The sequence below is a fragment of the Ramlibacter sp. WS9 genome, assembly GCF_003797765.1.
Classification (GTDB): domain Bacteria; phylum Pseudomonadota; class Gammaproteobacteria; order Burkholderiales; family Burkholderiaceae_C; genus Ramlibacter.
Map to the genome: position 1 here is coordinate 37191 of NZ_RKMB01000015.1, position 25664 is coordinate 62854.

Annotated in this window: 23 protein-coding genes; 8 read left to right on the forward strand and 15 right to left on the reverse strand. The window is 64.9% G+C overall.

Annotated features, from left to right (window positions below; all coding sequences use genetic code 11):
* Window positions 1–104: 104 nt before the first annotated feature.
* The 4 genes from EEB15_RS20850 to mutS are packed head-to-tail and all read right to left on the reverse strand — an operon-like array spanning window position 105 to window position 6089.
* Complete coding sequence (locus tag EEB15_RS20850; protein WP_141511811.1) at window positions 105–1769, reverse strand: DUF4214 domain-containing protein; 1665 nt, start codon at window positions 1767–1769, stop codon at window positions 105–107.
* 48 nt (window positions 1770–1817) lie between these two features.
* Window positions 1818–2627: an alpha/beta hydrolase gene (locus EEB15_RS20855; RefSeq protein WP_141511812.1), complete on the reverse strand. Its 810-nt coding sequence runs from the start codon at window positions 2625–2627 to the stop codon at window positions 1818–1820.
* 37 nt (window positions 2628–2664) lie between these two features.
* Window positions 2665–3495: a proteasome-type protease gene (locus EEB15_RS20860; protein ID WP_141511813.1), complete on the reverse strand. Its 831-nt coding sequence runs from the start codon at window positions 3493–3495 to the stop codon at window positions 2665–2667.
* The gene (gene mutS / locus EEB15_RS20865; RefSeq protein ID WP_141511814.1) at window positions 3492–6089 is read right to left on the reverse strand and encodes a DNA mismatch repair protein MutS; all 2598 of its coding nucleotides are present in this window, start codon (window positions 6087–6089) and stop codon (window positions 3492–3494) included. Before mutS ends, EEB15_RS20860 begins: the two co-directional genes overlap by 4 nt.
* 178 nt (window positions 6090–6267) lie before the next feature.
* Between mutS and EEB15_RS20870 the strand changes: the two genes are divergently transcribed.
* The 3 genes from EEB15_RS20870 to EEB15_RS20880 all read left to right on the forward strand — a co-directional run bounded on the left by EEB15_RS20870 (window position 6268) and on the right by EEB15_RS20880 (window position 9533).
* Complete coding sequence (locus tag EEB15_RS20870) at window positions 6268–7347, forward strand: helix-turn-helix domain-containing protein (protein ID WP_199236586.1); 1080 nt, start codon at window positions 6268–6270, stop codon at window positions 7345–7347.
* A complete protein-coding gene (locus EEB15_RS20875; RefSeq protein ID WP_141511816.1) occupies window positions 7344–8249 on the forward strand; it encodes an antitoxin in 906 nt (301 codons plus the stop codon). Before EEB15_RS20870 ends, EEB15_RS20875 begins: the two co-directional genes overlap by 4 nt.
* A 102-nt stretch (window positions 8250–8351) precedes the next feature.
* The gene (locus EEB15_RS20880; protein ID WP_141511817.1) at window positions 8352–9533 is read left to right on the forward strand and encodes an HPP family protein; all 1182 of its coding nucleotides are present in this window, start codon (window positions 8352–8354) and stop codon (window positions 9531–9533) included.
* A 6-nt stretch (window positions 9534–9539) separates the two neighbouring features.
* Here the strand turns inward: EEB15_RS20880 and EEB15_RS20885 are convergent, their stop codons facing one another.
* Both EEB15_RS20885 and EEB15_RS20890 read right to left on the reverse strand, forming a co-directional pair.
* Window positions 9540–11315: an ATP-binding protein gene (locus EEB15_RS20885; RefSeq protein ID WP_141511818.1), complete on the reverse strand. Its 1776-nt coding sequence runs from the start codon at window positions 11313–11315 to the stop codon at window positions 9540–9542.
* A gap of 130 nt (window positions 11316–11445) precedes the next feature.
* Window positions 11446–12351 carry an inositol monophosphatase family protein gene (locus tag EEB15_RS20890; protein WP_233259563.1) on the reverse strand — a complete coding sequence of 302 codons (906 nt, stop codon included), beginning with the start codon at window positions 12349–12351 and terminating at the stop codon, window positions 11446–11448.
* A 123-nt stretch (window positions 12352–12474) separates the two neighbouring features.
* Between EEB15_RS20890 and EEB15_RS20895 the strand changes: the two genes are divergently transcribed.
* Both EEB15_RS20895 and cysE read left to right on the forward strand, forming a co-directional pair.
* Window positions 12475–13197 (forward strand): RNA methyltransferase, encoded by a 723-nt coding sequence (locus tag EEB15_RS20895; protein ID WP_141511819.1) that lies wholly within the window; start codon window positions 12475–12477, stop codon window positions 13195–13197.
* A 41-nt stretch (window positions 13198–13238) separates the two neighbouring features.
* The gene (cysE, locus tag EEB15_RS20900) at window positions 13239–14009 is read left to right on the forward strand and encodes a serine O-acetyltransferase (RefSeq protein WP_141511820.1); all 771 of its coding nucleotides are present in this window, start codon (window positions 13239–13241) and stop codon (window positions 14007–14009) included.
* On the opposite strand, the gene EEB15_RS20905 is transcribed toward cysE, so the two are convergent.
* Genes EEB15_RS20905 through yjgA form a run of 3 tightly spaced genes read right to left on the reverse strand, consistent with a single transcriptional unit; the run spans window position 14010 to window position 16292 of the window.
* Window positions 14010–15053 carry a hypothetical protein gene (locus tag EEB15_RS20905; protein ID WP_141511821.1) on the reverse strand — a complete coding sequence of 348 codons (1044 nt, stop codon included), beginning with the start codon at window positions 15051–15053 and terminating at the stop codon, window positions 14010–14012.
* Window positions 15050–15649: a molybdopterin adenylyltransferase gene (gene mog, locus EEB15_RS20910; protein ID WP_141511822.1), complete on the reverse strand. Its 600-nt coding sequence runs from the start codon at window positions 15647–15649 to the stop codon at window positions 15050–15052. The genes EEB15_RS20905 and mog overlap by 4 nt, the downstream gene beginning before the upstream one ends.
* Window positions 15630–16292: a ribosome biogenesis factor YjgA gene (gene yjgA / locus EEB15_RS20915; protein WP_141511823.1), complete on the reverse strand. Its 663-nt coding sequence runs from the start codon at window positions 16290–16292 to the stop codon at window positions 15630–15632. The genes mog and yjgA overlap by 20 nt, the downstream gene beginning before the upstream one ends.
* 36 nt (window positions 16293–16328) lie before the next feature.
* On the opposite strand from yjgA, the gene pmbA reads away from it, so the two are divergent.
* Window positions 16329–17708: a metalloprotease PmbA gene (pmbA, locus tag EEB15_RS20920; protein ID WP_141511824.1), complete on the forward strand. Its 1380-nt coding sequence runs from the start codon at window positions 16329–16331 to the stop codon at window positions 17706–17708.
* A 7-nt stretch (window positions 17709–17715) separates the two neighbouring features.
* Here pmbA and EEB15_RS20925 read toward each other — a convergent pair whose 3' ends face one another.
* Window positions 17716–18177 (reverse strand): GatB/YqeY domain-containing protein, encoded by a 462-nt coding sequence (locus EEB15_RS20925; protein WP_141511825.1) that lies wholly within the window; start codon window positions 18175–18177, stop codon window positions 17716–17718.
* Between the two features lie 87 nt (window positions 18178–18264).
* Complete coding sequence (rpsU, locus tag EEB15_RS20930) at window positions 18265–18477, reverse strand: 30S ribosomal protein S21 (RefSeq protein WP_012346814.1); 213 nt, start codon at window positions 18475–18477, stop codon at window positions 18265–18267.
* Between the two features lie 619 nt (window positions 18478–19096).
* Between rpsU and EEB15_RS33750 the strand changes: the two genes are divergently transcribed.
* Both EEB15_RS33750 and EEB15_RS20940 read left to right on the forward strand, forming a co-directional pair.
* A complete protein-coding gene (locus tag EEB15_RS33750) occupies window positions 19097–19369 on the forward strand; it encodes a hypothetical protein (protein WP_158290184.1) in 273 nt (90 codons plus the stop codon).
* Window positions 19370–19472: 103 nt separating this feature from the next.
* A complete protein-coding gene (locus EEB15_RS20940) occupies window positions 19473–20333 on the forward strand; it encodes a follicular epithelium yolk protein subunit (protein WP_141511827.1) in 861 nt (286 codons plus the stop codon).
* Window positions 20334–20339: 6 nt separating this feature from the next.
* On the opposite strand, the gene EEB15_RS20945 is transcribed toward EEB15_RS20940, so the two are convergent.
* Genes EEB15_RS20945 through EEB15_RS20960 form a run of 4 tightly spaced genes read right to left on the reverse strand, consistent with a single transcriptional unit; the run spans window position 20340 to window position 25640 of the window.
* The gene (locus EEB15_RS20945; RefSeq protein WP_141511828.1) at window positions 20340–21578 is read right to left on the reverse strand and encodes an NAD(P)/FAD-dependent oxidoreductase; all 1239 of its coding nucleotides are present in this window, start codon (window positions 21576–21578) and stop codon (window positions 20340–20342) included.
* A complete protein-coding gene (locus tag EEB15_RS20950; protein ID WP_141511829.1) occupies window positions 21579–22703 on the reverse strand; it encodes a sterol desaturase family protein in 1125 nt (374 codons plus the stop codon). It lies immediately after the preceding gene.
* Window positions 22704–22746: 43 nt separating this feature from the next.
* Entirely contained in the window at window positions 22747–24261 is a 1515-nt protein-coding gene (locus tag EEB15_RS20955) for a FecR domain-containing protein (RefSeq protein ID WP_141511830.1), read from the reverse strand.
* A gap of 11 nt (window positions 24262–24272) precedes the next feature.
* Window positions 24273–25640 (reverse strand): TonB-dependent receptor, encoded by a 1368-nt coding sequence (locus EEB15_RS20960; protein ID WP_141511831.1) that lies wholly within the window; start codon window positions 25638–25640, stop codon window positions 24273–24275.
* Between the last annotated feature and the right edge of the window lie 24 nt (window positions 25641–25664).

Here is a 25664-nt window from a genome sequence, read left to right on the forward strand (position 1 = left end):
TGTGCGGGGCGGTCAACGTTTGCCCTGTGAGAACGGGCGGTCCGGCCCTGTAGGACAGGTGCCATATTGCTGCACTGCAGCAGTGAAGATGACGACTTTGGCGCTCAGTGGGACATCACGTTAGAGCGAACAGCAGATGATTGGACAATGGACTTGTGCCGCCCAACGGCGATATGCACAGTACTTGCCGGGCTTGGATATCTGCTGACCATCACATAGATGCCATTGCCATACGCTACTTTGGCGAATGTGGTGGCCGATGTCCAAGTGGTCTTCTCCAATTTCCATAGGCTGCCGTTGGTGCTGCTCAGTAAGCGATTGCCATAGCCGCCAAAAAAGCGATCGTGAGCGAATTTGGGCGGCCTTAGCTCCGCAAAGTTTCGCTCCCCCATGTAGCGTCCAATGGCGGGGGTCCAGTGGATTAGATCGGTGCTGGATTCGAGCGACATCCCTCCAGCTCGGGCAACGTACACGCCATTGCCATATGCGACGGAGTTAGGGTACGTACCTGTCAACGGATCGTGAGGCAACTGCTGCCAGTGCGACGCCGGATCCCACGCGATGTAAGTAGGGCTGCCCCGTACGAGGGACTTTTCTGGACCATTGAAATATGGCGTCGTGCCTGCGAAAACAGTGGGCTGACCGCTTTCCGCAGGATTGTCACTCACGGGCGAGGGGAAGTAACGCTCAGGGAGAGCCTGTTCCGCCGACCACTGCATCGCATCCGCGCTATCGATGTAAAAGATGCGATCTACGCTCCCGTTTGGCGTAAGACGGTAGCAAAACAAGAAGTGGCGCCCACCCACATAGGCGGTTTGAAAAATGGAAAAGTCAAATTTCAACACGAGTGGCGTCCATGATTGACCGTCCAGACTTGTCAACACTTCCTTGCTGGATGCGCCCGCAAAAAACCGGCCGCCACGGTACGCAAAGATGTCCGTCCGCGCGTCCGATGCGGTGAATGGAAGTGCATGCGCGGTCCAGTTCACCCCGTCGTCGCTAGTCGAATAAGTCCCGCTTGCGGTCACTGCCGAATTCGCCCCTTTACCATTATTCCCACCCATGTAGAACAGGCCGTTCGCGAAGAACACGTTCGTCGACTGCGGCCAAGCTGCGTCGCTCTCCGTCCATTCAAGAGGAGATGGATCAAAAGCGGCCGCAACTGAGGCCGGGTTGGTGCTGATGGTTACCAGAAAATCGAGCGCCTCGTTCGCCGGCAGATTGCGCTCCGCATATTCCAGCGCGGCCGCAGCGCGGTTGTTAAACAATGCCGCGCTATAAATGCCCTGCGCGTCGCTGCCCGAGTAATTCGATACGACGGACAGCATTTCAGAAATGACCGCACCCACAGTGGTCCCCGGGACATCAAGTTTGCTGTTCCAGAAATTAAGTCCCTGTGTCTCGCCTGTCCTCCGAAGCACGTTTCGATAGAACCGCGCCACGATGTCCGACTTCGCTAAGTAGGTTGGGTAGAAGTCGCGCGCCGGCGTCGTATCGAACATCGCCTGTGCTACTTCCGCCAGCGTCCTTCCGCTATTGAGCTGGGCCGTCCAGAAGTTCAGTCCCTCAAGATCGGCAGCCCGTCCAAATAGCGCGACATACAACTGCGCCACTTCCGCCCTGGGGCCAGTGGCAGCTGCCATCGGGCGCATCGCTTGGGCTTGCGGAGACTCAGGCCGCGACGACTGGGGAGCATTGGCTCCTCCGCAAGCGACCAGGATCGTGACAAAGGCGGCTGACAGGGCGCGCCGCAACATGACTACTTCCATACTCCCCCCAACTTTGAGGATGTAAGTATATGTGTTTGCTTGCGGCGCTCAGTGAGCGAAGTCGTATCCGCGCAGTGCCGCTTCGATGGCGGCGGCTGTGGCGATGGGTTTCTCCATCGGAAAGAGGTGGCTGCCGTCCATCATCATGATGCGGCCCTGCACGACCTGCTCGGTCATGGCCATGCCGACTTGCTTCATCTCGTCGGAATCACGACCGCCGAGGAAGGCCACGTTGCACTTGAGAGGGTGGCTGCGCAAGAGGCGGTCGAGGTTGTCGGGCAGAGTGTTGTAGATCGCGGTTTCGACGTCGCGATCGAAACTCAGAACGCGCTCGCCGTCTTCATCGCGCGTGCAGTGCGTGACGTAGTCGCGCAGCACCTGCTCGTCCCACTTCGCGAAAGCTTTCTTGTGGCGGAAGTGCTCGAACGCGTCATCCACCGCGGGCCAGCGGTTCTTGCGCTTGCGGCTCACGCGCCCTGGAGACACCGAGCCGACCAGTTGCGTACGCTTCATCGCGCCCAGCGCTGTGGCCTTCCAGCCACCCAAGAGCGGCGAGTCGATCAGCAGCACGCCCTTGCACAACTGCGGATGTCGCGCGGCGCACATGAGGCTCAAGAACCCGCCGAGCGAATGGCCGACGAAGAATGCGGGCTCGCCGGCTTTTTCGACTTCGCGTGCGGCAAAGTCGTGCAACTGCTGCACGAGGTAGCGCCAGTTGTCGGTGACGGGATATTCAGGCGCATGCCCGAACTTGTCGACGGCCTTCACCGTGAAGCCGCGCGAACGCAGGCTCTTGAACAGGACGGCGTAGGTGGCGGCGGGGAAGCTGTTGGCGTGCGAAAAGACGATGAGAGACATGCATGGATTGCGGATCAAGTCCGCAATGACAGCCTTCTTAAATCAGCCGTTCTTCCGGCCGCGTGATCTTCTTCAGCGGCTTGCTGCGTCCTGTGTCCACTTTCAACGGCGTGTCCGTGTGCGCGTCGTCCCAGACCGGGTCTTCCAGGCTGTCGAACACTTCACGCAGCTTCTGGCCCCAGCTGCCGTGCAGCATCCGGTAGTAGGGGTTGTTCATGTCGATGCAGACGATCTTGTCCGTCTCGAAACGGTTCGCTTCATAGACCACCAAGTCCATCGGCGGGCCGACGGACAGGTTGGACTTCATCGTCGAATCCATCGACACCAGTGCGCACTTGGCGGCTTCTTCCAGCGGCGTCTCGGGCGTGATCACGCGGTCGAGCACCGGCTTGCCGTACTTGTATTCGCCGATCTGGAAGTAGGGCGTCTCGGACGTGGCCTCGATGAAATTGCCGGCCGAATACACCTGGAACAATCGCATGCCTTCGCCGCGGATCTGCCCGCCGAAGATCAGCGACACGTTGAACTCAACGCCCGCGTACTTCAGCGCTTCGGCGTCACGGTCATACACGTGGCGCACCGCATTGCCCAGCACGCGAGCCGCGTCGAACATGCTCTTGGCGTTCCAGATCGTGATGGCTTCACTATCTTCCGCGCGGTCCTTGAGCTGCTCGACCTGCAGGATCTCGCGAACCGACTGCGCAATGCTCAAGTTTCCGGCCGACAGCAGCACCATGAAGCGGTCGCCCGGGCGCTCATACACGATCATCTTGCGGAAGGTGCTGATGTTGTCCACACCCGCGTTGGTGCGCGAGTCCGACAAGAACACCAGCCCCGCGTTGAGTTTGATGCCGACGCCATAGGTCATGTTCGTTCTCCTAACTTCTTCAGTGCGTACAAAGCATCCAGCGCTTCACGCGGACTCAGTGCATCGGGGTTCAAGGCCGCCACGGCCGCTTCGACAGCGCTGTGTGCAGGAGCGTCGGCCGCGGGCGGCGGTGCGAACAAGTCTACCTGCTCGCGGCTCAGCGTTTGCTGGTTTTCCAAAGCCGTGAGGGCGTGGCGTGCGTGGTTGACCACGGCAGCGGGCATGCCCGCAAGCTTCGCCACCTGGATACCGTAGCTTCGGCTCGCCGGGCCGGGCTGGATCTCGTGCAGGAAAACGATGTCGGTGCCCGACTCGGCCGCACTCACATGCACGTTGACGGCGCAGTGGTGCTTCGCTGGGAATTCCGTCAACTCGAAATAGTGCGTCGCGAAAAGCGTGAAAGCCTGCGTCTTGTCGTGCAGGTGCGCGGCGATGCCCGACGCGAGTGCCAAGCCGTCGAAAGTCGACGTGCCGCGGCCGATCTCATCCATGAGCACCAGGCTCTGCGGTGTGGCCGCGTGCAGGATCTGCGCCGCTTCGGTCATCTCCAGCATGAAGGTCGATTGCGCATTGGCCAGATCGTCGGCCGCGCCGATGCGGGTGTGGATCGCATCCATCGGGCCGAGCCGGCACGCGCTGGCCGGAACGTACGAACCCATGGCCGCCAACAGGCAGACCAGCGCGACCTGCCGCATGTACGTCGATTTGCCGCCCATGTTGGGGCCGGTGATGACCTGCATGCGCTGCCGGGGCCCGAACCGCGTGTCGTTGGCGATGAACGTGCCCGCGGACATTTCCGCGAGCCGCGCTTCGACGACCGGGTGGCGTCCCCGCACGATCTCGATGCCCGGCTCCTTCATGAACTGCGGGCGGCACCAGTCGAGCGTGAGCGAGCGCTCGGCAAGTGCGCACAGCGCATCGAGCGATGCCAGCGCGCGTGCCAGCCGGGTCAACGCGGGCACGAAGGGCTGCAACTGGTCCAGCAACTGCTCGTACAGCAGCTTCTCGCGCGCCAGCGCACGGTCTTGTGCCGACAGCGCCTTGTCTTCGAAGGCCTTCAGCTCGGGCGTGATGAAGCGCTCTGCATTCTTCAGCGTCTGGCGGCGTCTGTAATCGCCCGGCACCTTGTCCAGCTGCCCTTGCGTGATTTCGATGTAGAAGCCGTGCACCTTGTTGAACTGCACCCGCAAGTTGGCGATGCCGGTGCGGGCTTTCTCTCGCGTCTCCAACTCCAGCAGGAAGCCGTCGCAGTTGTCCTGGATAGCGCGCAACTCGTCGAGTTCGGCGTCCAGGCCGTTCGCGATGACGCCGCCATCGCGCACCAGAGCGGCCGGCTCTTCCATGATCGTGCGCGCCATCAGGCCGGCGCAACCTTCAGGCGGCGACATGGCAGAAGCCAGTTCGGCGATGAGTGCCGTGTGGCCGCTAAGGCGCTGCGACACCAGGGCGGACTTCTCCAGCGACTGCCGCAGCCCGACGAGTTCGCGCGGCCGCACCTGGCGCAGCGCGATGCGTGCGGTGATGCGCTCCACATCGCTGCAGCCTTTCAGTTCGGCGCGTAACTGCTGCCACAGGCCGCCCCGCAAGGCGTCGATCGCTTCATGCCGCAAGATGGCCTGTGTGCGCTCACGGCGCGGCTCCAGCATCCAGCACTTGAGCATGCGGCTGCCCATGCCGGTCATGCAGGTGTCCAGCAGCGAGAAGAGGGTGGGCGAGTCTTCGCCGCGCAGTGTCTGCACCAGTTCCAGGTTGCGCCGGGTCGTGGTGGGCAGGTCGATCAGTTCGTCGTCGCGCTGCACCTGCAAGCTCTGTACGTGCGACAGCGCGCGGCCCTGCGTGTGCTCGGCGTAAGAGAGCAGGGCGGCCGCCGCGGCGTGGGACAGCAGCAGTTCGTCCGCGCCCCAGGCCTGCAGGGTCGCGCCATTGAGCTGCTCCAGGAGCTTGCGCAGCCCCAGGCCCGAATCGAACTGGAATTCGGGCCGTTGCGTCAGCGACACCTGCGACGCGAAGCGCAGGGCCTTCAATCGCTGCTCGAAGGCGGGTGTCACGTCGGCGCTGAACAGCAATTCGCTCGGCGAGATGCGCGCGACCCAGGTCTCCAGTTCGTCGGCCGCGCATTCGGCGAGTTGCAGCGCGCCCTGCGTGACGCTCAACCACGCCAGGCCCAGCTTGTGCCGCGATCCCTGGTGCACGGCCAGCAGCATCGCCTCGGCCTTGTCGTTCAGCAATTCGGTGTCGGTGAGCGTGCCGGGCGTCACGACGCGCACCACCTTGCGTTCGACCGGGCCCTTGGACGTGGCTACGTCGCCCACCTGCTCGCAGATGGCCACCGATTCGCCATGCTTGATGAGGCGCGCCAGGTAGCCTTCGACGGAGTGGAATGGCACGCCGGCCATCACCACCGGCTCGCCGGCGGAGTTGCCGCGGCGTGTGAGCGTGATATCGAGCAGGCGCGCGGCCTTTTCCGCGTCGCTGTAGAACAGCTCGTAGAAATCGCCCATGCGATAGAAGAGCAGCGTGTCGGGGAAGTCCGCCTTCAGCCCGAGGTACTGCTGCATCATCGGCGTGTGCGCAGAAACGTTTGGTTTTTCCATATAAATCAACAGCTTACATTTTATGCTTCAGTTTTCTTGAGGCAAATTTGGGGCACTTTTTGCCATGTCTTGCTGAATTCCGATCAAATATGGAAGATTCGCTGAACAGCGAAAGTTCGATATTTATCGAATATTCGCCGAAATGATATTATTCGCTGAGCAGGGAATAAGCCGCGCCATGACTGAATCAACCACCGCCGAACGCGTACTGATCGATCGGTTCCTGGATGCACTCCGGGAGCTGCCGGACGTGCGTGCCGAGATGGACGTGCGGGAGGCGGCCCCGGCGGTTCCTTACAAAGTGGATGCTCAGATCCATCTTAACGTTGCCGGCAAGCCGATTGTCCTGCTGGTCGAGGCGAAAAAGACCGCGTATCCGCGGGACGTGCGGCAAGTGCTGTGGCAATTCAAGGCGCTGCGTCAGGCTTATCCACCCGATGTCCAGTATCTGCTGGTTGCAGAGTCCCTTTCGCCGGGTGCGAAGGACTTGCTCAAGTCGGAGCGCGTTGGTTACTACGACAGCGGTGGCAGTCTGTTTCTTCCGGCCCCTGGGGCCTACGTGTACATCGACAGGCCGCCACCGAAGACCCTTGAGAAATCGGTGCGCTCATTGTTCTCAGGGCGCCGCGCGCAAGTGCTGCACGCGCTGTTGGTTCACCACCAAGACTGGTTCGGCGTCACCGAGGTGGCAGAACGGGCGCAGGTCGCGCCGTCCACCGCCTCCGATGTGCTGAGTGAGCTCGAGCGCTTCGATTGGCTCGAATCCCGTGGGCAGGGGCCGGGCAAGGAGCGCCATCTGCGGGAGCCCGGCGAGCTGCTGGACGCGTGGACCCAGCAGCTCGCTGGCTCGCCTGCGCCGGTACTGCGCCGCCACTACGTACCTGGCCTGAAGTTTGATGCCTTGCTCCAGCGCCTGGGCCAAGTCTTCGACGTGCATCAGGCCGCCTACGCGGTGAGCTACGAGGCCGCCGCGCAGCGCTATGCACCATTCCTGTCCGGCATTTCGCAGGTGCGTACTCGGCTGTTGCCGGGAGCGGGCGCCGAGGCCGCGCTGGCAGAACTCGATGCGCGCGTCGTCACCGAGGGGGCGAACCTTGTCGTCATCGAGACGAAAACTGCGGGGGAACTGCTGTTCCGCGAGCGGGTCGATGGCGTGTGGCTGGCGAGCCCAGTGCAGGTCTACCTCGACCTGTTGCGGGGCGAAGGTCGCGCCAAGGAGATGGCCGGGCATCTGCGCCGGGAAAGGATCGGATTTTGACGGTCAAGCCCGCAACGCTCGACGGCTACAGCGACCAGTACACGCTCGACTGCGAACGTGTCCTCGTGACGCTGCTGCGCGGGTTGGGGCCATGGAGGGACTCGGTCTATCTGGTCGGCGGGCTCACACCACGTTATCTGGTGAAGGCTCGGCCTCCTGTCGTACCGGCGCACGCAGGGACGATGGATGTCGACATCGTGATTGATCTGCAGATCCTGGCCAACACGGACGCCTATCACACGCTCGAAGAGAACCTGAAGAAGATGGGCTTCGAGCGTGCCGAGAACGACAGGCAGCAAAAGCTCTCCTGGCGTTGGCAGACTCGCACTGAGCATGGGGCGCTCATGGTGCTGGAGTTTTTGGCGGATGCGCCGGACATTGCTGGAGGTCGGGTGCAGCCGTTGCCGACCAACGGGACGATCTCGGCCATCAACATCCCGCACTCGTCGATCGTGTTCGATCTGTATGAGGTCACCGAGATCGAGGCGGAACTGCTGGGCGGCGACGGGATCGCTGTCGAAAAGATCAGGCATGCCAACCTGATCAGCTTCTCATGCTTGAAGGCGTTCGCGTTCGATCAGCGTTTCGAGCGCAAGGATGCGCATGACCTGATCTATTGCCTGGAGCATGCCGCTGGAGGTGTTGATGCGGTGGCGCGGGCATTTCGCCAAGCGCTTGAAGGCAAGCACAGCGATGTTGTGAAGAGCGCAATGGACCTGTTGCGTGCCCGATTTGCGCAGGTGGGAGAGACCGAGGGTTATCGCAAGGACGGTCCGGTCGCGGTGGCCAAGTTTGAGCTGGGCGAAGGCGATGGGCCTGAACGGCGAGAGGCGAGGGCGCTGCGCCAGCGCGAGGCCAGCGACGTCATTGAACGACTCCTCGCGCGAATTGAGTATCAATAAGGTCATGTAAAACAGTTTTGCCCAAATCCGTCGGGACGGTATCCAGCAGGGCGGGCGCTCTCTGCCAGAATCGCCCCAGGTTCACACGCAGTACCGGAGCCCATGTCAGCGCCTCCCGACACCTTGTTTTCTTCTGAAACGCAGGCCCGTGTGGCGCCATGGCGCGCCTGGCTTCGTGCCCTGTGGCCTGCGCCGGTGCGCGTGGACGCACGGGAACGCTGGCGCGCGATCGCTGGCGCCGCGGTCGGCATCCTGCTGGCCGGCGGGCTTTCGCACTGGGCGGCCGGCGCGGCGGGCCTGTCGCCGTGGCTGGTGGCGCCGATCGGCGCGAGCGCGGTGCTCGTCTTCGCGGTGCCGGGCAGCCCGATGGCGCAGCCTTGGGCGGTGGTGGGCGGCAACACGGTTTCCGCGCTGGTGGGCATCGCGTGCTTCCTGATGATCCCGCAGCCCGAGTTGGCTGCGGCCGCAGCTGTGGGTTTGGCCATCGCGGCGATGTTCACGTTGCGCTGCCTGCACCCGCCGGGCGGCGCGACAGCCTTGTTCGTGGTGCTGGCGCAGGCATCGGGTTTCCAGTTCGCGGCGTTTCCGGTGCTGACCAATTCGCTCCTGCTGGTGCTGGGCGGCATCGTCTACAACTCGCTCACGGGGCGCGCCTATCCCCACGTGCAATCGGCACCGGGGCAAACGCCGGCGCGCACCGGTACCCGCTTTACGTCCGCCGACCTCGACACGGCACTTGCGCATTTCAACCAGGTGCTGGACGTGAGCCGCGACGACCTGGAGACGCTGCTGCATGACGCGGAGACCGCGGCCTACCAGCGCAAGCTGGGCGACCTGCGCTGCTCCGACGTGATGACGCCGGACCCGATCGCGGTGCAGTTCGGAACGCCCCTGGACGAAGCCTGGGCGCTCATGCGCAAGCACGGCATCAAGGCGTTGCCGGTGACCGATCGCGCCCGGCGCATCGCGGGCATCGTGACGGTCGCGGATTTCATGCGCCATGCCGACCTGGACCAGCACGACGGCATCGGCGAGCGTCTGCGCGGCCTGGTGAAACGGCTGGGCCTGACGCACACCGAACGGCCCGAAGTGGTGGGCCAGATCATGACGCGGAACGTGCAGGTGGCCAGCGCCGACCGTTACCTGATCGAGCTGGTGCCCGTGTTCTCGCAAGGCGGGCACCACCACATCCCCATCATTGACGCCGAAAAGCGCCTTGTGGGCATCATCACGCAATCGGACCTGGTGGGCGCGCTGTACCGCGCGGTGCAGCCCGCGGGTTGAAGGTCGTCATGCGGTGTGGGCTGGGCCGAAGTCGAACGTGAACGTCGTCTGCACGCCGGGCATCGATTCGGCTTCGACAGTGCCGCCGTGCCGCTCGATCAGGCGTTTGACGATCGACAGGCCCACGCCCGTGCCGACGAAGTTGTCGTCATCGTGCAGGCGCTGGAAGGGTGCGAAGAGCTTCTCGGCCTGGCCCGGCTCGAACCCGACGCCGTTGTCGCGCACGAAGACGCGGTTGCCGCCTGGCGTCAAAGTGCCGATCTCGATGCGTGGAGACGGCTGGCGCGAAGAGAACTTCAGCGCGTTGCCGACCAGGTTGGCGAGCACCTGGCGTGCCAGGGTCGGGTCGGCCCGCACGACCGGCAGCTCGCCCACGACCACCTGCGTGCCAGGGTGGTCGTGCATCATTTCCGCCAGCAGCTCGCGCACCAGTTCGCCCAGATCCACCGTACGGAAATGCATCTCCACGCGTTCGGCACGCGAGCATTCCAGGATGTCCTCGATCATGCGGTCCATGGTGGCGGCGCCGGCCAGGATGCGGCCGAGCTTGCGCTGGCCTTCCTGCGAGAGGTTGCCGCCCTCGCTGCGCTGGAGCACGGTGGCGAAACCATTGATCGTGCGCAGTGGCCCGCGCAGATCGTGCGAAACGCTCGCGCCAAACGCTTCCAGGTCGGCCACCGCGCGTGCCAGCGACTGGTTCTTGGCCGCAAGTTCGGCGGTGCGGTGTTCCACCAGTTCCTCCAGGCGCTGGCGGTCGGCCTCCTGCTGGGCCTGGTCGATGCGTGCAAACCGCAGGGCCTGGCGCTCACGCCGCCAGTGAGCTGTCGCGCCGGTGGCCAACAACGCGAGAAGACCCGCCACGGCGATCCATACAGTGCTGCGCCGGGCGTCGGCATAGGCCTCGCTGCGGTCGATCTTGGCGACCAGGTACCAGTCCGTGCCTGGCACCGGCCGCACGACGCCGATCACCGCCTGTCCTTTGAAGTCGATGGCTTCCACCGCGGTGCCAAACGGCACTTCGCCGCGCAGCACGCGGGCCGCGAGCAGGTTGGGCGACGAGATGGGGGCACGCGTGCGGTCCAGCGGGCCGACCAGCGCGTCACCGTCGCGGTGGATCAGGATCGATGTGGCCGTCGCGCTGGGCACCGGCCACTGGCTCAGCAGCGGCAGCAGCACCAGCCGGGGGTCGAGCCTGAGCACGACCAGGCCCCGCGCCGGCGTGCCGCTGAGCGTCAGCGGGGCCACGACATCCACCCGTGGAGCGGGCGCCACGCCGCCATGCCCGTGGAAAGCGGTGAATTGCGGCAAGTTGGTTTCGACAGCCCGCCGCGCCGCGGCCCGCAGCTCCGGCGAAGCCTGGCCCGGTTGGAGCGGTTCGCTGGCCACGATCTCGCCGCGGTTGTCCAGGATCAGCACGCTGTGGCCGCCGCTGGCCTTGTGGAAGCTGGAAAGCCGGCCCAGCAACCGGTCGCGCGCGGTGTTGTCGCCTTCGTCGCGCCACTTCACGAACATCTCGCCCAGCGGGCTGTTGCCGGCGAACCGGGCCTGCGCCATCTTCTCGCTGAGCCAGCTGCTGGCTTGCGTGGCGCGCAGTTCCGACAATGCCTCCAGGCGGGCCGATTCCTGTTCGTAGTCGAGGTTGTAGGCGGCGAGGATGGCGACCCAGACCACCGCTCCGATCACGACAGCCGCAACCGCGAGGGGCAGCGCCAGGGGCCGGATCGAAGCCGCGCCTGCCGCAGAAGGCACGGCAGCTAACCGCAGGGAGATGTCTTGGGCCATGCTCAGGTCCTCCTGAACCTGCGCCGGTCCGGCGTCCGTGCGTTGCGGTCGCCTGCTGCCGTCTACCAGGCAGTTGAACCGGCGTTCGAGCCCATTCTAGGCCGCACCCCAAGCCCGGTCCAGCTGGAAATCAGGCGGCCGTGTCGTCGACCTGCGCACCCGGACGGGCGTCGGGTGACACCAGGTTCAGCGTCGCCTTGCGCACAGCGGCCTTGTCGGCGGCGCTGGCGAACTTGCTGTACTTGCCGAGGATGCCGACCAGCTGGCTGTAGATCTTGGGGTTGCCCGCAACGCATTCGCGCTGCTCCATGAAGTCGGCGTCTCCGGTGAAATTGCCGATCAGGCCGCCGGCCTCCTGCACCAGCAGCGAACCGGCGGCAACGTCCCAGGCCGACAGACCGGTTTCGAAGAAACCGTCGGTGAAGCCGGCCGCCACATAGGCGAGATCGAGCGCGGCGGCGCCGGGGCGGCGGAGGCCCGCCGTGCGTTGCATCACGTCGGCCATCATTTTCAGGTAGCTGTTGAAGTTGTCGCCCGGGCGGAACGGGAAGCCGGTGGAAATGAGGCACTGGCGCAGGTCGATGCGCTTGGAGACGCGCAGGCGGCGCTCGTTCATGTAGGCGCCACGGCCCTTGGTGGCGGTGAAGAGGTCGTTGCGGCTCGGGTCGTAAATGCAGGCTTGCTCGACCTTGCCCTTCACGGCCAGCGCGATGCTGACGCAGTAGACGGGAAAGCCGTGGATGAAATTGGTGGTGCCGTCGAGCGGATCGATGATCCAGACGAAATCGGAGCCCTGGGTACCATGTGTCTTGCCCGATTCCTCGGCCCAGATCGCGTGGTGCGGATAGGCCGTGAGCAGCGTCTCGATGATCACGGCCTCTGCGGCGTGGTCCACCTCGGTGACGAAGTCGTTCACCTGCTTTTGCGAAATGCGCACCGACTCGACGTCAAGTGCGGCCCGGTTGATGATGGCGCCGGCGGCGCGGGCGGCCTTGATGGCCACATTGAGCATGGGATGCAGGTTGGGGGAAGTCATAGATGTGTTTGTGGGACAGATCTTTAGCTCTGTCCCCAACTGATTAAGGAACTGATTGGCCGGCCCCGGCGATGCGGGCGGCGACAATACCCCCATTTTACCCGGACCCCCCGTTCCAGCCCTGTGAAGACCCGTTTCATCCTCATCAACACGAGCCACGCGGGTAACGTGGGCGCTGCGGCGCGCGCGCTGAAAGTGATGGGGTTCGACGACCTCGTCCTCGTGGCGCCGCGCTGGCCCGATGTACTCACGCGCGAGGAAACGCTGCAGCGCGCCAGCGGTGCCACCGACGTACTGGAGAAGGCGCGCATTGTCGCAACGCTCGACGAAGCGCTGGAGGGCGTGAGCTACCTGTGCGCCACGGCGATGACGCCGCGCGACTTCGGCCCCCCCACGGTGGCACCGCGAGAGCACTTCGCGGGCCTGGCCTCGTCACCGCACAGCGTCGGCTTCCTCTTCGGCTCCGAGCGCTTCGGCATGAGCAACGACGATGTGTATCGCTGCCACGCGGCGCTTTCGATTCCCACGGCGCCGGACTATGGCTCGCTCAACCTCGCCGCGGCGATCCAGGTGATCGCTTACGAGTGGCGCACGGCCCTGGGCGGGTTCGGCCCGCCGGCCCTGCCCGAACGCGAACTGGCTGACGCGAAGGCGGTGGCGGGCATGCTGGCGCACTGGCAGAGGTCGCTGGTGGACATCGGGTTCCTCGACCCCGCCGCGCCCAAGAAGCTGATGCCGCGCCTGAACCAGCTTTTCAACCGGGCGCAACTGACCCCTGAGGAAATCCACATCCTGCGTGGTGTTGCCAAAGCCATGTCCGAAGCAGCCTCGGGTGTAAAACGATAGACTGGCTACGCATAAGCAAATAGCCCACAGAACGGCCTGACATGTTCACCCGCCTGCGTTCCGATATCCAGTGCATCCTCGACCGCGATCCTGCCGCGCGCAGTACGTGGGAGGTGATCACGTGTTATCCGGGCCTGCACGCCGTGGTGATGCACCGCGTGTCGCACTGGCTGTGGACTCACGGGCTGAAGTGGCTGGGCCGCTTCGTCTCCATGGTCGCGCGGTGGTTCACGGGCATCGAGATCCACCCCGGGGCGGTGCTGGGCGAGCGGGTCTTCTTCGACCACGCCATGGGCGTGGTGGTGGGCGAGACCGCCGAGATCGGCGACGGCTGCACGATCTACCAGGGCGTGACGCTGGGCGGCACTTCGCTCTACAAGGGTGCCAAGCGACACCCCACACTCGGCAAGAACGTGGTGGTCAGCGCCGGTGCCAAGGTGCTGGGCGGCTTCGTCGTGGGCGATGGCGCGAAGATTGGCAGCAACGCCGTGGTCATCAAGCCGGTACCTGCGGGTGCAACGGCGGTGGGCATCCCCGCGCGCATCATTCCGTCGAAAGAGGGCACCAGTGCGGACGTGACGGGCAACCCGAAGTTCTCGGCGTATGGCATCACGCTCGAAGACGATCCGCTCAGCCAGGCGATGAAGGGGCTGATCGACAGCGCTTCTTCGCAGGACCACCAGATCGCGTTGCTCTGGCAGGCGATCGAGAAGCTCTCGGCCACCCGCAAGGACGGTGACTGCGTGCCCGACGACGCGGCACTCAAGGAGTGTTTCGAAGCGGAGAAGCTGACGCAGCTGGTCGGCAAGTAGTCAGCGGCCCTGCTTTTCGTAGAACGCGATCAGCGGCTTGTCGAATTCGCCGTGGTCTAGTTGCCAAAGTCCCATCGGGCCACGCACGAAGGGCACCTGATGCTCGCTTCCGACGCGAAACTGTGCCCAGTAGTCGATGGCCCGTGGAAAACGCAGTGTCGGCAGCCCCAGGTTCATGTCCACGGGCTCCAGGCGAGTGGGGCTGGCCAGCCGATAGCTGTAGTTCCGGATGCCGTTGCCGTCCAACCCTTGGTCTACCCGCTTGGCCGCCGGGAGTGCCGCGCCCAGCAAGGCAGCGGACAACATGAGGCTTAGCACCAGCGACTCGCGCGCGGGCACCCGCCCGGTCAGCAGGTACCGGTAGGCCAGCAGGTCACAGACGCCAGCGCACGCCAGTGCGCCGCCCCAAACCAGCGGATTGAACAGTATGCGGGCCAGTTGCGAGTCGGCCAGCTCGAACCGGGTGACGACGAACGTGTCGATCAAGCTGAAAAAGAGCAGCACGAAGAACAGCACGACGATGACGATGCTCCTGGGGCTTTTTTCCAGGGCGAAGTCGCTGGTCTGCTCCTCGGCCAGGGCGTAAGCGGGGAATGTGCCGCGGAAAATGTCGGCGAGTGCCTCGCGCGAGGGCAACGCGTACATGCCCGTGTCGGCGCAAAAATTCATTTCGCCCCGTGGCGTTGTCAACTTCGCCCAATGCAGGTTGCCCGCGCGCAGGTTGCGGTTGCCCAGCCACTCGACGGCACTGCTGCCTTTGTCGAAGAGCGAGTCGAACGCACGGCGGTCCTTCAGCCAGAAGCCCCTGATTCGCAGCCTGTCGCCCTCGTCGACCAGCACGCCCTTGGCCTCGAAAGGCATCACGCGCCACCAGCGCTGGTGGAATGCGGGTCGCGACAGGTTGATGCGCCAGTAGCGCTTGCCTTGCAGGTCCGCCACCAGCTTGTCCTGGTGCTTTTTCATGGCCCTGTTGCGCCAGAAGAGAAGGAACACCACCAGCAGAAGCGGCAGGTACGCCAGAAGCCAGAGGTAGTAGCTCGTCATACGCCCGCGGGACGCTGCGCGCTCTTCGGCCTAAAGGCCTTACACACCTCGTCGTTCGTCTTGAGGTAGGGGCCGCCGATCAAATCGACGCAATACGGCACGGCGGCAAAGATGCCGGCCACCAGTTGCTCGCCACCCGTGCCCTTCAGCCCTTCAAGGGTCTCCTGGATCGACTTGGGCTGGCCCGGCAGGTTGATGATGAGGCTCTTGTCACGGACTACCGCGCATTGCCGCGACAGGATGGCCGTGGGCACGAAGCGCAGGCTGATCTGCCGCATCTGCTCGCCAAAGCCTGGCATCTCCTTGTGCGCCACCGCCAGCGTCGCTTCAGGCGTTACGTCGCGCGGCGCCGGGCCCGTGCCGCCGGTGGTGAGCACGAGCGAACAGCCGGCATCGACCAGATCGATCAACGCGGCGCTGATGCCTTCTCTTTCGTCGGGGATCAAACGGGCTTCGAAGGTGATGGGGTTCTTCAGCGCGCGAGTAAGCCAGTCCTTCAGCGCGGGCAGGCCCTTGTCTTCGTAGACGCCGCTGGACGCGCGGTCGCTGATCGAGACGATGCCGATCGTGACCGGCTCAAACGTTTCTGTGGTCATAGGTACCGTCGTCCTCTTCGGCCGGCGAGGGGATGCCGGTCAGCTGGTCCTTCACCAACTGGAAGATCTCGCGGTACGCGCGGCCATGCCGTGGCACAAGCCCCTTGGACACCTGGTCCTGCGTGGGCTGCACGTCCTTGCGTGCCTGGCGGATCAGCGCCCGCAGCTGCTGCGTATCGGTCTGCGGGTACTCACGCATCCACTGGTCCAGCGCATCTTCGTTGGCGATCAGCTTGTCGCGCCATTGCTCGGCCTGGTGCAGGGCGAGCGCGTCGCTGGCCGAACCTTTGCGCTGCTCGTCGAGCGCGTCGCGCACGGACTGGCGCGTCTCCTCGTCCAGGCCGCGCATCAGTTTGCCGATGAACTGCATCTGGCGGCGCTTGCCTTCAAAGTTGGTGATGCGCTTGGCTTCGGCAACGGCGTCGATGAGTTTTTCGGGCAAGGACAAGCCCGCCATCAAATCGGCGCGCAGGGTCAGCAGCGATTCACCGAGCTTTTGCAGCTCCGTGCTTTCGCGCTTGAGGTCGGTTCGGCTGGCTTCGGTCGTGCCTTTGAGCTCAGCCTTGAGCTCGAGATCCAGCTCGCTGCCTTCGGCGACGAACTGGCCGCGCACGAAGTAGCCTTTTTTGGGTTTGCGTGACATGAGGGGCTGGAGTAGGGCAAGTATCATAGCTTCGCCATGAACAACAACGACACCACCCGCCCCGCCACCGGTTTCAGCTACAGCCGTGCCGTATTCGAAGAACTGGTCGACGCGGCCCTGGCGCATGCCAGGAAGCTGGGCGCGACCGATGCGGGCGCCGAGGCGTCGGAAGGCTGCGGCCTGAGCGTGTCGGTGCGCAAGGGCGAACTCGAGAACGTCGAACGCAACCGCGACAAGTCGCTCGGCGTCACCGTCTACGTCGGCCATCGCCGCGGCAACGCCAGCACATCCGACTTTTCCAGCGCCGCAATCGAGCAGACCGTGCAGGCCGCGTACGACATCGCCCGCTTCACCGCGGAAGACCCCGTGGCTGGCCTGCCGGAGGCGCAAGACATCGCCGGGCCGGACGAACAGCCCGATCTGGACCTGTTCCATCCCTGGGCCATCACCAGCGAAGAAGCCGCCAAGCTGGCGCTGGAATGCGAGGCCGCCGCCTTCAAGACCGACAAGCGCATCACCAACAGCGAGGGCGCGGGCGTCTCAGCCCAGCAGAGCCACTTCTTCAGCGCGCATTCGCGGGGTTTTCGTGGCGGCTACGCCAGCTCGCGCCACTCGATTTCGGTCGCGCCTATCGCCGGCAAAGGCGACGGGATGCAGCGCGATGCCTGGTACAGCTCGATGCGCAGCGCGCAGGATCTTGCGGGGCCGAAGGAAGTGGGCCGCTACGCCGCGGAACGCGCACTGTCGCGGCTGAAGTCACGCAAGATCGCCACGCGCGAATGCCCGGTGCTGTTCGAGTCGCCGCTGGCAGCCGGGCTGCTGGGCGGGTTCGTGCAAGCCGTGAGCGGCGGTTCGCTCTACCGCAAGAGCAGCTTCCTGCTGGACTCGCTGGGCAAGACGGTCTTCCCGGAGCACATCGACGTGCTGGAAGACCCGATGGTGCGCCGTGGCAAGGGCAGTTCGGCTTTCGACGAAGAAGGCGTGCGCACCAAGGCGCGCAAGGTCGTGGATGCCGGGCGCGTCGAGGGTTACTTCCTCAGCAGCTATTCGGCGCGCAAGCTGGGAATGAAGACCACCGGCAACGCCGGCGGCTCGCACAATCTCACGCTCACCTCGCGCCTGACGCAGCCGGACGACGACTTGAAGGCCATGCTGCGCAAGCTGGGCACGGGCCTGTTCGTCATCGAACTGATGGGGCAGGGCGTGAACTACGTGACGGGCGATTATTCGCGCGGTGCGAGTGGCTTCTGGGTGGAGAAGGGCGAAATCGCCTATCCGGTGCAAGAGATCACGATCGCCGGCAACATGAAGTCCATGCTGACCGGCATCCAGGCTGTGGGCGCCGACACCTACAACTACGGTGCGAAGACCGTCGGGTCGGTGTTGATCGACAAGATGAAGGTGGCGGGATCGTAAGATCCGTTCAACCCGCCAGCGCGGACTTCACGGCCGCCGAAACCTGCCCCATGTCGGCCTTGCCGGCCAGCTTGGCCTTCACGGCGCCCATGACCTTGCCCATTTCGCCGGGGCCGGGGGCTTTGCCAAGTTGCTCACCGAGCTCGGCCACGATGGCCTTCACCTCGGCCGCAACCTCGTCGGCCGATAGGCGGGCTGGCAGGTAGGCCTGCAGCACGACGGTCTCGGCCTTCTCCTTGTCCGCCAGGTCCTGGCGACCGGCCTTCTCGAAGGCCTCGATGCTGTCCTTGCGCTGCTTGAGCATCTTGTCGACGATGCCGATCACGGCCACATCGTCCAGCTCCACGCGCTCGTCCACTTCCTTCTGCTTCATGGCCGCTGTCAGCAGGCGGATGGTGCCCAGTCGCTCGCTGTCTTTGGCGCGCATGGCGGCCTTCATGTCGTCGGTGATGCGTTCTTTGAGGCTCATGGGATCTCCCGGAAATGCGAAAAGGAATTAAAAAAGCCTGCTTGAGCGTCCCCAGGCAGGCTTTTCGGGTGCCGCGAGGGCAACGTTTTAGTAGAGCTTCTTCGGAAGCTGCATGCTGCGCACGCGCTTGTAGTGGCGCTTGACGGCCGCGGCCTTCTTGCGCTTGCGCTCGGCGGTGGGCTTTTCGTAGAACTCGCGGGCGCGAAGTTCGGTCAGCAGGCCCAGCTTTTCAATGGTGCGCTTGAAGCGGCGCAGGGCCACGTCGAAGGGCTCGTTTTCTTTTACACGGATCGTCGTCATCAGCGAATGAATTCCAAATTTGTGCGGACTTCAGGGACCAGGGAAGATCGCGCCCGGGTGCCGTTGTCTGCGGGGTTCCCCAACTTAGGTGGTGATCAGGCCGTTGGGGGTTTGCCAGCAAAGCCCGTCATTATAGCCCCAGCGACGCTCCTGGCAACCGCGGCGCTTTCAACCGGGCGGTCTCGACCCCCGCCGGCTCGCGAAATCAGCCAGAATTCGCCCGTGACGCCTCATCAAAATTCGTCCGTGGCGGCAGCGCCGGAAGTGCAGCGGCAGGTTCTGGCCCGGGCAGCCCGACTGTAGGCGTCCGCCGCCGACTTCAACGACACGCTGCGCCAGACGATCGGCGCGTGCCTCCCGGCGCTGGGCGATTTCGGTTTTTTCGACGTGACGCACGGCGGGGGCGTGCGGCGCACCTTGGCCGCCCACGAAGCGCCCGACATCGAGGCCCTGCTCGCCCCGACCCAGTGGGCGCGCCAGGAGCGCGCCGACATGAACCTGTGCGCGCTCTCCACCGGCCAGCCGGCACTGCACCCGGACATCGGCGAGGCCTGGTACCGCAAAGTGGCTACCAGCGAAGGGCACTGGCAGCTCGCTGCGCGAGCTGGACTTCCGTTCCATGATCACGGTGCCCGTGCGTTACCGGGACGAACTGGTGGGCGCCTTCACACCCGCAATGGTTGGATCGAAGTCGCGGTGGAAGACACGGGTTGCGGTATCGCACCGGAGCTGTTGCCGCGCGTCTTCGCTGGTCGCGCTGACCGGTTGCGGGCGCGACAACGACCGGTCACGCGCGCTTGCGGCAAGCTTCGATGAACATCTCGTCACGGCCGTCACGGCCGACCGGCTGTTGGGCCAGTTGCGGCAATTGCTGGCCGCCGGGCACAGGTGAATAAGTCACGTTGAAACATCGCGACACATTCACGCGCCTTCAACACAATCGGCTCGCGACGCTCTTGTCGCGGTTGAAAAGAATCAGCAGGGATCGAACAACAATGGCAATCGATATCAGCATCCGCGCCGGCCTGACGGCCGACACGTCCAGCGTCAGCGCATCGGGCAGCGTGCAGCACGTGATCACCGACACCGAAGTGAACAGCTTCGGGCTTCAGGACGGCAACCTCAAGAACGCCGTGGGCCGCTATTTCGGCCAGAACCCCAACGACGCGTTCCTGCACAGCGACACGCCTTGGGACGACCTGTACCGGACATATGGCTGGCCCCAGGTGCAAACCGTGCTGGTGGTCGACAGCGCCACCGTCATCGGGATCACCTCGGAGCCCACCATCATCGCCCAGCAGACGTTCTCGAACGACAGCAACGTCAAGGGAACGTTCAACGTGGGCATCTCGCAGCAGGTCGCCAACACCAGTTCCAGCAGCTGGTCGGAAACGAACACGATCACCGTGGGCCAGAAGTTCACCTACAAGGTGGAATTCCTGGGTACCGGCGGTGGTGGTGAAACCTCGCTGTCTTACGCCCATTCCTGGGGCGAAACCACCGGCGAGAGCACCACCATCACCGTGGGCACGCAGTCCGGTGTCAGCGTCCCGCTGGACCCGGGCCAGGCCGTCCAGGCGCAACTCACCGCCAGCCGCGGCACGATGAGAGTGCGCGTCGTCTACAAGGCGTATGTGACGGGGTCGACAGCGATCAACTACAACCCGACGTTCAAGGACCATCACTTCTGGGGCCTGGACATCGGGTCGGTCATGGGTGCGGGCGGCATCTCGAACCTCCTGACTTTCACGGAAGACATCGAGATCGGCTTCTTCACCAACTCCAAGATTGTCCTGAACGACCCGTCGGGCCAGCAGTTGAAGACGGCCTTCACGGCCGAAGCCGTGCACGCCTGAAAGTCGCTACGCCCGGGTGGCCATGCCCTGGGCGCAAGCCCAGGCGCTGGCCCAGGCCCACTGGAAGTTGTAGCCGCCGAGCCAACCCGTCACGTCGACCACTTCGCCGATGAAAAAGAGGCCGGGTTGCTTCGACTCCAGCGTTTGCGAGGAGAGGTCGCGGGTGTCGACGCCGCCGGCGGTCACTTCGGCCTTTCGATAACCCTCTGTGCCAGACGGCACCAGCGTCCAGTGCGTCAGCCGGTCCGCCAGCGCCGTGAGAGCCTTGTCGGTGGCCTCGTTGATGGGCCGCTGCCACGCCGCGTCTTGCTGCACCCAGGCATCGGCGAGGCGCGACGGCACATGGGCGGCGAGCTCGTTGGCGATCAACTTGCGCGAGGTGGCCTTGGCGCGCAGCAACTCCCGCTGCAGGTCGATGTCCGGGGCCAGGTCGATCCGGATCGGCTGGCCTTCGCGCCAATAGCTGGAAATCTGCAGCACCGCCGGGCCGCTCAGGCCGCGGTGGGTGAAGAGCAGATCTTCGTGGAAGACGGTGCGGTTCTTCTTGTCACCCGTTTCGATGGCGACCGGCAGCGCCAGGCCCGCCAGTTGCGCGTACGGTGCCCAGCTGTCGCCGTCGAACGTGAGCGGCACCAGCGCCGGGCGCGGGTCGACGATGCGCAGCCCGAACTGGCGGGCGATGCGGTAACCGAAATCGGTGGCGCCGATCTTGGGGATGGACAGGCCGCCGGTAGCGATGACCACGTGGTGCGCGGACACGACGCCGTGGTCGGTCGTGACGCGGAACCGCGCGCCGGACGGCTCGGGCCCGTCGAGGGCAGCAACCTCACGCACCGCGCACGGCTGCCAACGCGTGACGCCGCCCGCGTCGCATTCGGCGACCAGCATGCGGATGAAATCTTCGGCAGAGCGGTCGCCGAAGAGCTGGCCCTTGTGCTTCTCGTGGAAAGGGATGCCGTGCTTCTGCACCAGCGTGATGAAGTCCTGGGGCGTGTAGCGGGAGAGCGCGGAGCGGCAGAACTGCGCGTTGTCGCCCAGGAAGTGCTTGTGGGGCGCTCGGGGGTCGAGGTCGCGATTGGTGAAGTTGCAGCGCCCGCCGCCGGAGATGCGGATCTTCTCGCCGATCTTCTCGCTGAGATCGACCAGCAGGACTTTCAGGCCCCGCTGGCCGGCGGCGCCGGCACAGAACAGGCCCGCCGCGCCCGCGCCGATGACGATGGCATCGAAATGCGCCGGTTCAGCCACTCAACCCTTCCAGGTGAACGGAAACTTGAACTGCTTGAAGAAGCCGTTGGGCACGTAGTCGCCCAGCACGCCATAGGATTGCGGCCAGAGCTTGGTGCTCTTCACCGCGGTGCCGAACAGGTAGTCCAAAAAGGCGAAATGGGCGGCGTAGTTCTTGTCGAGCGCTTCCTGGTCCTGGCTGTGGTGCCAGTGGTGGAAGTTGGGCGTGACGATGATGTAGCGCAGCGGCCCCAGACGCACGCTGACGTTGGCGTGGTTGAACACGGCCTGGAAGCCGACGATGACGATGTACGCGTCGATCACTTCCTTGGAGAAGCCGAACACGTAGATCGGCGCCAGCACCAGCGTGCGCGTGATCAGCAATTCCAGGATGTGCTGGCGCGAGCCCGCCATCCAGTCCATGCTTTTGACGCTGTGATGCACGGCATGCAGGCGCCACAGCAGCGGCACCTCGTGGTAGGCGCGGTGCGTCCAGTACTGCACCAGGTCGGCGACCAGCACGATGAGCAGCAGGCCGGCCCAGAAGGGCAGGCCCTGCACCCAGCCGCGGACGCCGTCGTTGGCGGCCCAACCGAAGAACTTGTGCACGACGAGGTTGGTGGCCAGCAATACGAAGCCCACCACCATGTGGTTGACGATGAAGTGATGCAGGTCGGTCTGCCATTCGGCGCGGAACACCGGCTGGTCCTTGCGCAGGGCGAACAGCTTTTCGATGAAGATGAAGATCAGCGAAGAGCCCAGCAGGTCCAGGATGAACCAGTCCAGGCCGATGTAAGGCGTGTTGTCGGCGAAGTCGTTGACCGGCACCTTGTGGCCGCCCAGCAGCGCTGTTGCCACCACGAGCATGAACGCGAAGGACGAGAGCCAGCGCGAACGGTTGAAGCAGATGTTGACGATGCTCAAGCCCCCGGCGATCACCATCGCGCCGAACATGATCTTGCGGATCATCTCTACGTCGTAGCTCTTGCGCAGTTGCGGCGTGGTCAGGTACTCGGGGAAGTGGAAGGCCAGCACCCCCAAGAAGCACAAAATGGCCAGGCTGAGCGCGATGACGCCCGTGATGCGGCCGCGGCCGGGCGCGAGCGCGCCATGGCTCTCGCTGAATTCATTGAGTTTGTCGAGCATGCGCCCCTCCGATGTCCTGACTGCGGCGCAGTGTAGCGCGCGGCTACTGGCGCCCGAAGCCCGCGACCCCGGCCGCCACGTGGTTGACGGGCGACGCGGCGCCGATGGTGCTCTGCACCGTGATCGCCGCTGCGTAGCCTTGCAGGGTGACGCCCACCAGCCGGCCATTGACGGTGACCTGGGGCGTTCCGTTGCAGCCCACGCATTGCACGCCGGACAGTGCTTGCGCTCCGGCACCCATGTTCCAGGTGCTGCCGGCACTGACCTGGTAACCGGTGGCCGGAACCACGGCCTGGCGCGCGAACTGCAGTGTGATCGGATCCAGCGCCTTGACCTGCCGGGTCTGGAAGTCCATGCCCAGGCGGCCGGCCGAGAGGCTGCCGGTGCGCCCGAGGTTGTCGGTGGGGGCGGTGCCTCCGACGAAGTTGTACACAGCGGTCCCTGAACCCGGCAAGGCCACCAGCGGCGTGTCGCCGAACACGAAGTGCGTCCCCGTGGGATTGCCGGGCTCGGTGGGCGGCTCGAAGGTCCAGTACAGGCCCGCGCCAGGGCGTCCATCCATCACCCGCGACTTGGCCAGCTGTACGGCCAGCGTGGCGGAGTTGTAGAAGAACTTGTCGCCCACGCCTTCGACCTCGGCCTTGATGTCCCGGATCGTCATGCTGCGCGATTCGGTGAGTGGGTTCAGCGCGCCGTTGTCGTGGACACTGCGCGCCCGGATCACCGAGATGTCGGTCTGCGCCGCGAGCACGGCGGCGACGCCGGGCCTCTCGCCGGCGGCGATCGCGGTGCGGATGGCCTGCACGGCGGCGGCCTGCAGGCGCAGCGCCGACAGTTGCGGAGACGTGGAAACCTGCGTGCTGCCGGCGCGTGCTGCCCTGCTGTCGGCGTCGGCCGCTGCCTGGGTGGCGCGGGCCCGTACCACCAGCGCGCGGTCGTTCAGCACCGCGGGTGGCGCCAGCAGGCGCTCGGGCGGCGTGGCGGCGCTGGCGACGTGGAAGTAGTCCTGCTGGCCGAATTCCGCTTCGCCGGCGTCGTTCGTCACAGAAATCCGCCCGTCCGTCACACCGCCGAACAAGCCGTTGGCCGCTGCGGTACCGTCGGGGTTGAAGCAGTCGTTGTCGCAGGCGACAAGGGTGAAGTGGGTGCCTCGAATACCGATCGTGGCGAGCGAGTTGCCCACGATATGGGCCCTCGGGTTGCCCTTGCCGATCAACCCGGTCAAGGTGCGCATGCCGCCGCGTATCAGGGCCATGATGGAACGGTCGTCGGGGTTCCTGCCGTAGCGGAAATCCTGGACCTTGAGCTGCGAATTGGCCCGCAGCGCCACCACCGATTCGTCCGCGAACCGCACCTGCAGGGCGCTCTTGTCCCCCACGTCGATCAGGTCGCCGTTCTCGATTTCAAAGCCGGCCTGCAGGGGCTGGCGCTGGCCGGCACGGTCGATCGACGCCGTGCCCGCGAGCGCGAGTACGCGTCCCACCGGCTCGGCGAGAGCCGGCGGCGCGGCCAGCGACGCGAGGAGGCTGGCAACCACAATGAAGGTCTCGCGCTGCATGGTTCCTCCGGTCAGTTCATTTCGTAGCGCAACTTCAGCGCCACCGTGTCACGGTCATACTGGTACAGGCCGATATTCGAACGCTGCCTGACGTGCTGGTAGTCGGCCCGCACCGACCAGTTGCTATCGAACGCGTACGCTGCCGAGAGATCGAAAGCGGCAAATCGATCCTCGCGTGTCTCGAGCCCTGAAGCGAACTCCGCGCCATAGCGGTGGGCCTGCCAGTTCAAGCCCGCGCCGACCGTCCACTTCGGCCGCGGCTGGGCCGTTGCGCCGAATCGCACGCCCTGAACGTCGCGCGACAGGTCGGGGCGGTCGCGCCGGTTCCTTTCCTGCGCCAGGTTCACGCCGAAGCTGAGCGCGGGGTTCCATTCGTGCTCCAGGCTGCGATTCCAGGAGCCACCAAGGCCCACCAGGTCGCTGTTTCGCACGTCGGCATTGGAGGACACCGCGGTGGTCTGCGCGAGGTCGAGGAAGCCGTCGACGTTCTGGTAAGACTGCCGCGACCATTGCGCCGCAAGGCTGAAGCGGTTGAACTGGTCAGCCTGGTATTGCCACTCGCCGGCCAGCGTGCCCACGTCCAGGTAGCGATGGCTGTCCACCCTGAGCGTGGTGAAGTCAACGCCCAGCCGATAGAGGCTGCGGCCCTCCAGGTACGAGAGGCCGCCCTGCACCGCGGCGACGTCCTGGTCGAAGACATCGTTGCCGGATTTCGAATGGGCGCGAGCCAGGAGCGTGGCGCCCCCGTACAGCGACAGGCCGGGCCGCAGCGGATAGGTACCTTGCCCGCCCAGCGCAATGCTGCGGAAGGAGTCGCGCTGCCGTTCCGAGGTCTGGCCGGGCGCCACCACGAAGCCTTCGGGCAGCCCGGCGATCTGGCCGCTGGCTACGCCGCTGTTGATGTTGTTGTCCCATCCGATTCCGACCTCGGCGAAGGCCGTCGCAGTGGGCTTGTAGCGCGATTCGCGGGCCCGGATCGCATCGAGGAAGCGCCTGATGCTGTCCAGTTCAGCACCGGTGGCCGCGGGGGCGAGCGCCTGGAATTCCTCGCGCGCGCGCAAGTCCTCTCCCAGGATGAAATAGCCACGCGCCAGCTGGAACTGCGCCGCGCGGTTGTCCGGGAACCGCAGCAGGTAGCGCTCCAGCGCGAGCACACCTTCACCCGGCGCGCCGGTGTTGAGCGCGGCGATGCCGAAGTAGAAATCGAAGCTCGGGTCGCCCAGCAGCTGCGGCGCGGCGCGGCCGGCCAGGTAGGCTTCGCGGTCCTTGCCTTGCTCGAGCAGTGCTTTCAGATCGTCGGCGGGCGCGGCGGCCGCCCAGGTAGGCAGCAACGCCAGTGCCGTCCAGCAGCATGCGCCCAGCGGAAGTCCCTTCCTCATTGTTCGCCCCTCTTCTCGTTAGAG